Annotated in this window: 10 protein-coding genes; 7 read left to right on the top strand and 3 right to left on the bottom strand. The window is 67.5% G+C overall.

Annotated features, from left to right (window positions below):
• Positions 1-24: 24 nt before the first annotated feature.
• Both BLR24_RS28810 and BLR24_RS28815 read left to right on the top strand, forming a co-directional pair.
• Positions 25-840: a crotonase/enoyl-CoA hydratase family protein gene (locus BLR24_RS28810; RefSeq protein ID WP_093023862.1), complete on the top strand. Its 816-nt coding sequence runs from the start codon at positions 25-27 to the stop codon at positions 838-840.
• Between the two features lie 38 nt (positions 841-878).
• On the top strand, positions 879-2,204 hold the full coding sequence (locus BLR24_RS28815) for a serine hydrolase domain-containing protein (RefSeq protein WP_093023958.1): 1,326 nt from the start codon (positions 879-881) through the stop codon (positions 2,202-2,204).
• Between the two features lie 15 nt (positions 2,205-2,219).
• Here BLR24_RS28815 and BLR24_RS28820 read toward each other — a convergent pair whose 3' ends face one another.
• The gene (locus tag BLR24_RS28820) at positions 2,220-2,996 is read right to left on the bottom strand and encodes a type III pantothenate kinase (RefSeq protein ID WP_093023864.1); all 777 of its coding nucleotides are present in this window, start codon (positions 2,994-2,996) and stop codon (positions 2,220-2,222) included.
• 134 nt (positions 2,997-3,130) lie between these two features.
• On the opposite strand from BLR24_RS28820, the gene lysM reads away from it, so the two are divergent.
• Positions 3,131-3,592: a peptidoglycan-binding protein LysM gene (lysM, locus tag BLR24_RS28825; protein ID WP_093023866.1), complete on the top strand. Its 462-nt coding sequence runs from the start codon at positions 3,131-3,133 to the stop codon at positions 3,590-3,592.
• 52 nt (positions 3,593-3,644) lie between these two features.
• Here lysM and BLR24_RS28830 read toward each other — a convergent pair whose 3' ends face one another.
• Entirely contained in the window at positions 3,645-4,055 is a 411-nt protein-coding gene (locus BLR24_RS28830; RefSeq protein ID WP_093023868.1) for a rhodanese-like domain-containing protein, read from the bottom strand.
• 218 nt (positions 4,056-4,273) lie between these two features.
• Between BLR24_RS28830 and BLR24_RS28835 the strand changes: the two genes are divergently transcribed.
• The 3 genes from BLR24_RS28835 (at position 4,274) to BLR24_RS28845 (ending at position 8,081) form a co-directional block, all read left to right on the top strand.
• Positions 4,274-5,383 carry a TRAP transporter substrate-binding protein gene (locus BLR24_RS28835; protein WP_093023870.1) on the top strand — a complete coding sequence of 370 codons (1,110 nt, stop codon included), beginning with the start codon at positions 4,274-4,276 and terminating at the stop codon, positions 5,381-5,383.
• Between the two features lie 33 nt (positions 5,384-5,416).
• Positions 5,417-6,085, top strand: coding sequence for a TRAP transporter small permease subunit (locus tag BLR24_RS28840; RefSeq protein WP_093023871.1), 669 nt, complete (start codon positions 5,417-5,419; stop codon positions 6,083-6,085).
• A 61-nt stretch (positions 6,086-6,146) separates the two neighbouring features.
• Entirely contained in the window at positions 6,147-8,081 is a 1,935-nt protein-coding gene (locus tag BLR24_RS28845; protein WP_093023872.1) for a TRAP transporter large permease, read from the top strand.
• Positions 8,082-8,147: 66 nt separating this feature from the next.
• On the opposite strand, the gene BLR24_RS28850 is transcribed toward BLR24_RS28845, so the two are convergent.
• Positions 8,148-10,214, bottom strand: coding sequence for a PEP/pyruvate-binding domain-containing protein (locus tag BLR24_RS28850; protein ID WP_093023873.1), 2,067 nt, complete (start codon positions 10,212-10,214; stop codon positions 8,148-8,150).
• 138 nt (positions 10,215-10,352) lie between these two features.
• Between BLR24_RS28850 and BLR24_RS28855 the strand changes: the two genes are divergently transcribed.
• Complete coding sequence (locus BLR24_RS28855; protein WP_093023874.1) at positions 10,353-12,356, top strand: DUF6600 domain-containing protein; 2,004 nt, start codon at positions 10,353-10,355, stop codon at positions 12,354-12,356.
• Positions 12,357-12,424: the final 68 nt, after the last annotated feature.

The raw sequence follows: 12,424 nt of genomic DNA on the forward strand, positions 1-12,424 counted from the left end.
CAAGAACAAAAGGAGACAAAAACCATGACCGCCGTGCCCACCAACCCTCCGCCGGAAGGCTGCATCGACGCCCAGGTGATCGACCATGTCTTGCTGATCGGCATCAACCGCCCGGCCAAGCGCAACGGCTGGACGCCGCCGATGTTCAAGCAACTGGCCGAGGCCTACACCCGGCTCGACGACGATCCCGACCTGCGCGTGGGCGTGCTGCACGCCTTCGGCGACCACTTCACGGCCGGGCTCGACCTGCCGGCAGTCACCGAGTACATGAAGCGCGGCGAGAAGGCCATTCCGGCCGGGCTGGTGGAGCCGCACGACTTCGGCCTGCCCGGCTACCGCCGCCGCACCAAGCCGATGGTGGTGGCGGTGAAGGGCATCTGCTTCACGGTCGGCATCGAGCTGATGCTGGGCGCCGACATCGTGGTGGCGGCCGACAACTGCCGCTTCTCGCAGATGGAGGTGCAGCGCGGCATCATGGCCACAGGCGGCGCCACGCTGCGCATGGCCGAGCGCGCGGGTGTGGGCAACGCGATGCTGCACCTGCTCACGGCCGACGAGTTCGACAGCGCCGAGGCCTATCGCCTCAACTTCGTGCAGAAGGTGGTGCCGGCCGGGCAGGAGCTCGACGCGGCGCTGGCCATTGCGCAGCGCATCGCGGCGCAGGCGCCGCTGGCGGTGGTGGCCACCCGGCTCAACGTGATCAAGGCAGTGGAACAGGGGCCCCTCGCGGCAGTGTCGGAATTCATCGAGACGCAGAAGCGCCTGTCGAACAGCGAGGACGCAGCCGAAGGCGTGCGCTCCTTCGTCGAACGCCGGCCCGCGCGCTTCAGCGGCCTTTGATGATGATGATGATGAATTCCACCGGAGCGCCGCTGCCCATGTCATTTATCAAACGCACGGCGCTTGCCGCCGCCTTCACACTCCTTGCCGTGAACACCTCCAACGCCCAGACTTCCCCGCCCGCCGCGCCCCCCGACCCCGCGGCCACTTCGGTCGAGGCCCTGGGCTGGATGAAGGGATTTCCGCCCCCGCCCGACAAGCTGATCACCTTCGACAACCCGGCCGGCGGCGTGTTTCCGCGCACGCGCTGGAGCTTCTCGCACGTGCGTGAAACCGTGCCCACCGCCAACGTGTGGCGCGGCAGCGGCGCGGCGAGCCCGCTGCCTGCGGCGCCGCGCAACGACATCGAAGCCGTCACTTTCAAACCACTCGGTAGCGAAGAGACCGTGACCTTCGCGCAGATGATCCCGCGCACCTACACCGATGGCATCCTGGTGCTGCACCGCGGCCGCGTGGTCTACGAGAAGTACTTCGGCGCGCTCACGCCCGAGCGGCCGCACCTCGCGATGTCGGTCACCAAGTCCTTCGTGGGCACGCTGGCGGCCATCCTCGCCGACGAAGGCAAGCTCGACCCGTCGGCGCCGGTCACCCGCTACCTGCCCGAACTCAAGGACACCGCCTACGGCGACGCCACAGTGCGCCAGGTAATGGACATGACCATCGGTGTGCACTACTCGGAGAACTACGCCGACCCGAAGGCCGAGATCTGGGACTACGCGCGCGCCGGCGGCATGCTGACCCAAGGGCCGAACTACGCCGGTCCCAAGTCGTTCTACGAATTTCTCGCCACGCTGAAGAAGGAAGGCGCACACGACGCCGCCTTTGCCTACAAGACGGTGAACGCCGAAGTGCTGGCCTGGATCCTGCGCCGCGTCAGCAACCAGCCGCTCGCCGATCTGCTGAGCGAGAAGATCTGGCGTCGCATCGGCGCCGAGCAGGACGCCTATTTCATGGTCGACCGGATTGGCACCGAGTCGGGCGGCGGCGGGCTCAACACCGTGCTGCGCGACATTGCGCGCTTCGGCGAAACCATGCGCAACGGCGGCCGCGCGCCCAATGGGCAGCAGGCCATTCCCAAGGCGGTAGTCGAAGACATCCAGCGCGGCGGCGATCCGGCCAAGTTTGCCAAGGCCGGCTACGCGCTGCTGCCGGGCTGGTCGTACCGCAACATGTGGTGGGTCACGAACAACGCGCACGGCGCCTACATGGCGCGCGGCATCCACGGGCAGAGCATCTATGTCGATCCGAAGGCCGAGATGGTGATCGTGCGCTACGCCGCGCATCCGGTGGCCGCCAGCGCCGGCAACGACCCGCTCACGCTGCCGGCCTTCCAGGCGGTGGCCGAGGCGCTGATGCGCCCCTGAGCCTTCTTGAAAGGCTCAGCCCGCGGCGCGCTCACGGGCAATGACCAGGAGTCCGTCCATGATCAGGCTTTCGACGAGTTCGAAGTCGCCGTTCATGACGGGCGCCATCTTCCAGCCAGCGCCGCCCGTCATGTAGCAGGCGGGCTCGGCGCCGCAGTGCGAGCGCACGTGTTGCACCATGCGCTCGACGGCGCCGGCAATGGCGTAGGTGCCGCCACTGGTCAGGGCGTCGCTGGTGTTGGTAGGAAACTCGCGCACCTCGCCGGTTGGCACGTGCAGCCCGGCGGTGCCGGATTCGAGCGCGCGCAGCATGATGCCGTGGCCCGGCAGGATCAAGCCGCCGAGGAACTTGCCCCCAGCGTCGATGGCCTCGACCGTGACGGCCGTCCCGATCATCACCACCACCATCGGCCGCGCCGGCCCGGCGTCCAGCATCCGCTGGCGCGCACCGATCATCGCCACCCAGCGGTCGGCGCCCAGCCGCGTGGGATGGTCGTAGCCGTTGACGATGCCGGCCTCGGCCGCGCTCGACACCACCCAGCGCGGCGCGCAGTCGAAGCGCTCCTCGATCTGCTCCTCGGCGCGGCGGCGCACCGCATCGCCCGCCACCACGCAGCCCAGCATGGAACCGGGCGCGGGCAGGTCGGCCCAGGGGCCTTCGGCCAGCCGCTCGATGTGGTCCAGGAACTCGGCCCCATGCGCCTGCAGCACAGCCCCCGGATGCGCGGCATCGTAGAGAGCCCATTTGAGGCGGGTGTTGCCGATGTCGATCGCGAGGAAGGGGGATGCCATGCGCGGGATTATTGCGACTTTGTCGGCATTCATGCTGGCACGTCGCTGACACACGCGGCGCGGGCCTACGCCGGCACCTCCCGTTCCGCCGCTACATTCGCCAGTTCCATCCACCACGGCACAAGGAGATCACCATGGGATTGCTCAGTTTCATCAAGGAAGCCGGTGAAAAACTGTTCGGCGGATCGTCGGCCCAGGCCGCCGAGCCTGACGCCAACACCAAGGCTGCGGCGGCCATCAAGACTTACATCGAGACGCAGAATCTCGGGCTCACGGGCCTCCAGGTGGCCTACACCGCCAGCAGCGGGCTGGTGACCTTGTCCGGCCAGGCGCCCTCGCAGGAGGCCAGCGAAAAAGCCGCGCTTGCGGCGGGCAACGTGGCCAACGTGACGAGCGTGGACAACAATCTGGTCGCACCGGCCGCGCCGCCCGCCCAGTACCACGACGTGGTGAAGGGCGACACGCTCTCGGCCATTTCGAAGAAATATTACGGCGACCCCAACAAGTACAACGCGATCTTCGAGGCCAACAAGCCGATGCTGACCCACCCGGACAAGATCTACCCAGGCCAGAAGCTGCGCATTCCGGCGCCTTGATCGCCCGGCACCCAAGTAGACGCCCGCCGTGCTCCGGCGGGCGTTTTTCATTTCAGTTCTGCTTCCAGGGCAGTCCCCGCTTGCGCCAGCCGCCGATCGTGCCGCGGTGCCCCTGGTCGTCGGCGTTGCCCTCGAAGCCTTCGAGAATGTTGTAGGCCTCAAAGCCCAGGTCGGTTGCGCGCTTGGCGGCGGCAATGGAACGCACGCCGCTGCGGCACAGCAGCACCAGCTTCTGCTTGCCCTCGCCCGCGGCACGGATGCCGTCGTCGAAGGCCGGATTGGGCACCATGCCCGGCCACTGCTTCCAGGGCACCGCCACGGCGCCGGGTACGTAGCCGACCCATTCGCGCTCGGCGTCGCTGCGTATGTCGACCACCACAGCCTCGCCGCTCGCCATCCACAGCGCCGCCTGCTCGGGCGTCACGTCGCCGGCATAGCCTTTTTCCCCAACGGGTTCGGTCATCTCTCTGCGTCCTTTCGATAGACAGGGTAACTACAGGGGACGGCTCCCTTGAGCTTTGTTCCAGCCCCCGTCCGGATGATGGAATTTTTCACCAGTTCGTGAAAACCCTGTTTGTCGCATATTCCGGCGCGCCAAAGATGCGGATGGGCCTGCCGAACATAACGCCAGGAAGGGTGGGCAGGATTTCTTCGGTCGGAACTTGTATGGAGAGAGACAACATGACAGACAGCAAATCGCCCCGCCGCCGCAACCTTCTCAAGGGTGTGGCCGTGGCTGCAGGCGCCATGTCGGCGCCGATGGTCAGCATGGCCCAGACCACCTCGCTGCGTTTCCAGAGCACCTGGCCTGCCAAGGACATCTTCCACGAATACGCGCAAGACTTCGCCAAGAAGGTCAATGACATGGCCGGCGGCCGCCTCAAGATCGAGGTGCTGCCCTCGGGCGCGGTGGTGCCGGCGTTCCAGCTGCTCGAAGCGGTGAACAAGGGCACGCTCGACGGCGGCCACGGCGTGGTGGCCTACCACTACGGCAAGAACTCGGCGCTCGCACTGTGGGGATCGGGCCCGGGCTTCGGCATGGACGCCAACACGGTGCTGGCCTGGCACAGCTACGGCGGCGGCAAGGCGCTGCTCGAGGAGATCTACAAGAGCCTGAACATGGAGGTGGTGTCGTACCTCTACGGCCCGATGCCGACGCAGCCGCTGGGATGGTTCAAGAAGCCGGTGGCCAAGGTCGAGGACATGAAGGGGCTCAAGTTCCGCACCGTTGGGCTGGCGGTCGACATGTTCACCGAGATGGGGACGGCCGTGAACCCGCTGCCCGGCAGTGAGATCGTGCCCGCGCTCGACCGCGGGCTGATCGACGCGGCCGAGTTCAACAACGCGTCGAGCGACCGCGTGCTCGGCTTCCCCGACGTGGTGAAGAACTGCATGCTGCAGAGCTTCCACCAGTCGGGCGAGCAGTTCGAGGTGCTGTTCAACAAGGGCAAGTACAGCGCGCTGCCGCAAGAGCTGCGCTCCATCATCGACTACGCCGTGCAGGCCGCGAGCGCCGACATGAGCTGGAAGGCGGTGCAGCGCAACTCGCAGGACTATGCCGACATGAAGAAGGCCGGCATCAAGTTCTACAAGACGCCCGACGCGGTGTTGCGCGCGCAGCTCGCGGCCTGGGACAAGACCGTGGCGAAGAAGTCCGAGGAGAACCCGCTCTTCAAGAAGGTGCTGGAGTCGCAGCGCGTGTTCGCCGAGCGTGCGCTGCAGTGGCAGAACGACTACGCGGTCGACTTCAAGATGGCCTACGCGCATTACTTCGGCAAAAAGAAGGGCTGACCGCCGGTCTGTACCTCCACGGTGTGCCACGACATGAACACCCAACGCTTCCTTCACGCCGTCGACCGGTTCAGCATGGCCGTCGGCAAGACCTTCTCGTGGCTCATCGTGGCGCTGATGCTGCTGGTATGCGGGGAGGTCTTCAAGCGCTACGCGCTCAACGCGCCCACCGCCTGGATCTTCGACGCCAACAACATGCTCTACGGCACGCTTTTCATGATGGGCGGGGCCTACACGCTCTCGCAGGCCGGCCATGTGCGTGGCGATTTCTTCTACGGCAGCATGAAGCCGCGCACGCAGGCCGCGCTCGACCTCGTGTTGTTCGCGCTCTTCTTCCTGCCCGGCGTGGTGGCGCTCACCTGGTCGGGCTGGACCTACTTCGGCGAATCGCTCGCCATGCACGAGCAGACCTTCAATGCAGACCCGATCCCCGTCTACCCGTTCAAGTTCGTCATTCCGGTGGCCGGCGCGGTGCTGCTGCTGCAGGGTATCGCCGAGATGGTGCGCTGCGTGCTGTGCCTGAAGACCGGCGTATGGACGCCGCGCCTGAAGGACGCGGAAGAAATGGACGTGGTCGGCGACCAGCTCGCCGGCAGCAGCTATGTCGACGAAGCCGACAAGCGCGAGGTGATCGAGAAGGCCAAGGCCATCGAGCAGGCCGCGCAGCAACGCAAGAGCGACAGCACGGGAGGTTCCGCATGAGCGCCGCGCCGGGCCGCCCCAAGCAAGCTCGCACCGAAGTGCGAAGCACGGAGGTTGCCGAATGAGCGAACCCGCACTCGGCCTCTCGATGCTCGGCCTGATCGTGGTCGTGATCATGCTCGGCTTTCCCACGGCGTTCACGCTGATGGGGCTGGGCATGTTCTTCGGCTTCATCGCCTTCTACGATCCCGCCTCGCCCTGGCTCGACAACAAGATCTTCGACCTGATGGTGCAGCGCGCCTTCGGTGCCATGACCAACGAGACGCTGCTGTCGATCCCGCTCTTCGTGCTGATGGGCTATGTGATGGAGCGTGGTGCGCTGGTCGACAAGATGTTCCACAGCGTGCAGCTCGCCTTTCGCCGCGTGCCGGGTTCGCTCGCGGTGACGACGCTGATCGTGTGCACCTTCTGGGGCATCGCGAGCGGCCTCGTCGGCGCGGTGGTGGTGCTGATGGGCGTGATCGCGATGCGACCGATGCTCAATGCCGGCTACGACACGCGCCTTGCAGCCGGCGTGATCACGGCGGGCGGCACGCTCGGCATCCTGATTCCTCCCTCGGTGATGATCATCGTGTACGCAGCCGTGGCCGGACAGTCGGTGGTCAAGCTTTATGCGGCGGCGATGTTCCCCGGCTTCTTCCTCGCCTTTCTCTATCTGGTCTACGTGATCGGCTGGGCCGTGCTGCAGCCGAAGGTCGCGCCCAAGCTGCCGGCCGACAAGCAGCGCGCCCCCATCTCGCCCTGGGTCGCGCACATCGCAGCCAGCTATTCGCCGCGCATGCTGCCCGCTCTCGCCGCGGCCGTGGTGTCGCCGGCGCGCGCGCTGCGCGCCACGGTCGAGGGCGTGCGCATCACCTGGTGGCTGCTGCTGCGCAGCCTGCTCAGCGCGCTGGTGCCGCTCGCACTCGCGGCCGTGACGCTGGGTTCGGTCTGGTGGTACGTGGCCATCTACTCGCAGAAAGACAACAACGCGCCGGTGGCGCAGCAGCAGGCGACACAGAAGGCCGCGGGAACTGCTGCGCCGCTGCCCGAGGCTTCGTCCTCTTCCAGCACCGGGCTGGCCGAACCGCCGGCTTCGGAAGATCCGAAGGAGCCGGCATCGGACGGCGGCCTGCAGGAGCCGCCTGGCGGCGTCGAGGAGCCACCCGGCAGCGAGGCCGCTTCACCGGCGGCGGCTTCAGAGGGCGGCCTGCAACAGCTCGGCGAAGCAGTCGATGCGCCGAAGACCGCCGCGGTGCCCGAAGCCTTCTACACGGGCTTTCTGATCGCCAGCCTCTTCACGCTCGTGATGCTGGCCTGGTACTACTGGCGCCTGGATGCGGAGCAGTTCGAGATCCTGCGCATGCTGGTGTCGTCGGTGATGCCGCTTGCCACGCTCACGCTGGTGGTTCTGGGCGTGATTCTGTTCGGCATCACGACCGCCACCGAATCGGCCGCGGTGGGCGCGGCCGGCGCCTTCCTGATGGCGTGGCAAGCCGGCACGCTCAACTTCAAGAAGACCAAGGAGGCCGTATTCCTCACGCTCAAGACCACCTCGATGGTCTGCTGGCTGTTCGTGGGCTCGGCGCTGTTTTCGGCGGTGTTCGCGCTGCTGGGCGGCCAGCGCATCATCGAGGAATGGGTGCTGGGCATGAACCTCAGCCCGCTGCAGTTCCTGCTGCTGTCGCAGGCAATCATCTTCATCCTCGGCTGGCCGCTCGAGTGGACCGAGATCATCGTGATCTTCGTGCCCATCTTCCTGCCGCTGCTCACGCACTTCCAGATCGACCCGCTGCTGTTCGGCGTGCTGGTGTTCGTGAACCTGCAGGCGGCGTTCCTGTCGCCACCGGTGGCAATGTCGGCCTTCTACCTGAAGGGGGTGTCACCACCGCACGTGACGATCAACCAGATCTTCGCGGGGATGATGCCGTACATGCTGATCGTGATCCTGTGCATGGTGTTCATGTACATCTGGCCAGGGTTGACGCTGTGGTTGCCGCAGTACCTGTATGGGTGACATTGGCGTGCTGGCGATCCACAACGCGGCCGCCAGCACCGTGAGCAGGCTGCGAGGTCAGCCCGATCAGCGCCGCCGCTCCACATACGGCCGCACCTGCAACAACACGATCCTGTCGCCTACCGTCGCCCACTCGATGTCCTGATCGACCGCATTGAACGTGCGCTTCACGGCCGCCCCCACGTTGGCAAGCCGCACGACCAGCTCATCGGTCAGCACGTTGCGGCCAAGCTCCACCGGCACTTCCTTCACGCCGCCGTCCTTGTCGAGCTGCAGCGCCGTCTCCTCGGCCGAGCGGCTCAGCACCTGGATCGCCTTCGACCAGCTCGAATACATCACCTGCTCGGCCACGCGCTGGCCCTCGACCACGCGGATGCCGATGCCGCGCTTGGCCGAGATGTAGGTGACGTGCGGATGCCCGGCGTCGAAGGGGTCGCGCGTGATCATCACGCCGGCGTTGGTCGAATCGATGGCGGTCTGCACGAACACGCCCATCAGCACCGACTCGGCGCCGAAGCCCGCGGCGCTGCGCGCCTCCCAGGCTTCGGGATTGAAGACCGAGGCCCAGACCTTCTTCACCGCGAGCTCCAGCGCGTCGCCGGTCTTGACGTTGGGCATCGTTGTGTAGAGCCCCGCGCCGCTGAAGCCGGGCAGGTCTTCCGAGTTGGACGAGCTGCGCACGAACACGCCGCCGCCGCCCAGCTGCGATTGCCATGCGGCGCGCCACGACGCCGCGGTGGCGGGATCGACCGGCCATTTGACGATCTCGTCGCGCAACTGCGCCAGCGCCTTCTGCCTGATCTGCGGATCGCTCGCAAAGCCGGGTTGCTGCTGCATGCGTGCGATGCGGTCGGCGAGGCCGTTCGCGCGCATGAAGCGGTCGTAGTGCGCAAAGGGAATGCAGAAACCGTCGGGTACCGTGGTGGAGGGAATGCGCGCGGCCAGCACGGCGCCAAGATTGGCGGCCTTGGAACCGCACTGCGCGCTGTTGCGCGCACGCAGCGAGGCGAGCGGCAGCAGGCGGGTTTCGCGCAGGTCGGGCTTGGCGGCTTTGGCACTGCCGGGCACCGCGCCGATGGCCGCGGTGCGCACGTTGCGCGGCGGCAGCGCGGCAACCTCGTCGGGCGTGAGGCGGCGCACCTGGTAGCCCGAGGCCGCGACCTTGAGCGCCACCCACTGGCCCGCGTGCTCGCGCAGCACGGATGCGGCATCGCGCACATAGGCATTGGGAATGCCCCAGCCCTTGGCCAGCAGGTTGACGTGCGAGAGCGCGGTAGACGGCCGCTCGGTCACCACGCCGGCCACGGGCGGCAGGTTGATCGGCACCTGGCGCAGCACGGCGATGTCGTCGGGCAACAGCGCATTCAATGCGTTCGCGCCCGAAGCCTCGTCCACGATGCGAACGCGGCCCGTGGCCGTGCCCAGATTCATCGGCATGTAGGGCTGTTCGCGGATCAGCGCTTCCTGGCTGACGAAATCGATGCCGGCTTCCTTGGCGACCCGATCGTGCTGCGTCGAGTTGGTCTTGAACTTCACGGGCGCGAAGAAGCTGGCCTTCACCTCTGCATCCACCTGGCGCAGCAGCGCGGGCGTGAGCTGGTCGCCCTCCCAGAACTCGTAGGTGAAGCTTCCGATGTTCTGCTGCCAGCTCAGCGTGCCGAAGAGGAAGCGGCGATCGGGCACGAGATAGTTGCGGTCGATCTCTCGCTTGCCCGCGCTCGGCGCAAGCCCGGTGTCCCGCACGAAGCGAACGTGCAACTGGTAGCGCGGCGTGTCGATGTAGTAGGTGCGCACCGGCCTGGCCTGGCGGTCGACCGCGAACAGCACGTGGGCCAGCTGCATCGGCGTGCCGGGGTCGTAGACGCGCGCCAGGCTGTCGAAGTCGCCGCGACTGCGCAGCGCGGGCAGCGACGCAGGTGCCGCCACGCGCGTTGCGGGCTGCCCGGCCGCACTTTCCGGAGCGGCCTTGTTGTTCTGCTGCTGGTAGTAGGAAGGCTTGCGCGCCAGCTGGGCTTCCGCCGGCAGGATGGCGATGGACATCGCGCCCAGCGCCAGCGTCGCGAGCCAGCGCGGCTTGCTCTTGTTTCGGTAGCGCGGTTGGCCCGATACGCCTTGATATTTGTCGTTTTTCATGCAGGGTCCCTCATTACAAGCGGTTGCCGAATGTGCGTGCGCTTCACCAAGCAGGGGGCCTGCGCTGACAGCGGCAGCGGATTCTCGCGCGTTACATATCCATTGCTTTCATCCGGTCCCGCGAACCAGAGACAAACCATGAAACGCCCCGCTCTTTCCATCCTTCCTCCCCGGCCGCTGCACCGGTGGCTGCTCGGACTGGCGCTGCTGTGCCTCGGCGCGGCAGCCAGCGCACAGCAAGACCCGCCGGGCCGGGTGGCCCGCCTGAACCTGCAGGAGGGCGCGGTGAGCTTCGCGCCCGCCGGCGAAGACAGCTGGTACGACGCGCAGCCCAATCGCCCCATCACCACCGGCGACCGGCTCTGGACCGACCGCAATGCGCGCGCTGAAGTGCACATCGGCTCGGCAACGCTGCGGATCGACGGCCAGACGCATGTCGAGTTCTCCGAGCTGGACGACGACACCGTGCGCCTCACCGCGAACCAGGGCAACCTGCAATTGCGCGTACGCGACGACCTCTCCGGCCAGCGCGTCGAGGTCGACACCGGCAACCTTGCCGTGGTGATCGACGCACCCGGCGAATACCGCATTGCGGCCGACCCCGCCGCCGACACCACCTGGATCGCGGTGGCCTCGGGCCGCGTCACGCTCCACGGCGAGAACGGCGAATCGCAATCGCTGGGCGCTCGGCAGCAGCTCACGGTCGGCGGCCGCAACCTGGCCGCGGTGGGCGGCGCGCCGGGGCAGAACGGCAGCTTCGATGCATGGGTGGCGGAGCGCAACCGCATCGAGGACCAGTCGATTTCCGCGCGCTACGTGTCGCGCGAAGTCGTCGGCTACCAGCAGCTCGACATCTACGGCGACTGGCAAAGCGACCCCACCTACGGCGACGTCTGGTTTCCACGCAACGTGGACGCCGAATGGGCGCCCTACCGCGACGGCCAGTGGGTGAACATCGCGCCCTGGGGCCTGACCTGGGTCGATGCCGCGCCCTGGGGCTTTGCGCCTTTCCACTATGGCCGCTGGGCCCGCGTGGGTCCGCGCTGGGCCTGGGTGCCGGGGCGGACGACCACGCGGCCGGTGTATTCGCCAGCGCTGGTTGGCTTCGTGGGCGGCGGCGCGAACGCCACCCTGCAGATCGGCGACGGCCGCAGCGGCGTGGGCTGGTTCCCGCTGGCGCCCGGCGAGCCATGGCGGCCCGGCTATCGCGCGAGCCCGCGCTACGTGGACCAGGTGAACCGCATGGCGGCTTACCGGAACCGGCAGGGCGAGGTGCGCAACGACTTCTATGCCAACCAGCGGATGCCGGGCGCCGTGACCGTGCTGCCGGCCGACCGCTTCGGCCGCGGCCCCTTCGGCCGGCGCGACCTGGTGCGGGTGCCGGACGACCGCTTTGCGCGCGTGCCGGTGGCGCCGGCGCCGGGAGTTCCCGTGCACAACTTCGGCAGCGGCTTTGGCCGGCCTGCGGCCGTGCTGCCGCCGCCGACCCCGCCGATGGTGCGCCAGCAGCAGGAGCTGCAGTACGAGCAGGCGCGGCAGGCCCGGCAGATGCAGCAGGCCCAGCAGCGCGCATTGCAGGGACAACCCTCCCAGCAGCTGCAGCAACAACAGCAAATGGAATGGCAGCGCCAGCAGGGCTTGCGCCAGCAGCAGCAGCAGCAGGAGTGGCCGCAACGCGGCGCCCCGGACCAGTCGCAACAACGCCAGCAGCACCAGCAGCAGATGCAACTCCAGCAACAGCAACATCAACAGCAGCAACAGGCGCAGCGGCAGCAGCAGGAAATGCAGCAGCGCGCCGCTGCGCAGGCGCAGGCGCAGGCGCAGGCCCAGGCACAGGCACAAGCCCAGCAGCAGTTGCAGCAGCAACAGCGGGCGGCACAGCAGCAAGCCCTGGCCCAGCAACAGATGCTGCGCCAGCAGCAAGAGGCTCAGCAACGCGCCGTCCAGGCGCAGCAGCAGCTCCAGGCACAACAGCAGGCCCAGCGCCAGGCCCAGGAAGCGCAGGTGCGCGCGATGCAGCAGCAACGCGGCTTCGCGCCGCCCCCTCAGGCCCAGCCCCAGCCGCATCCCCCTGCCCAGCCAGGCCAGCTCGGCGCCGACGAACGCCGCCGGCTCTTGACCTCTCCAGACCAGCAGCGCTGAACGCCGCGCGCGCGGCCGTGCATGGCGCCGCGCGCAAGCCTCTCCAGCACCGGCGCCTCCTTGGCGGC

This window comes from Variovorax sp. OV700 (genome assembly GCF_900099805.1).
Lineage (GTDB): Bacteria > Pseudomonadota > Gammaproteobacteria > Burkholderiales > Burkholderiaceae_C > Variovorax.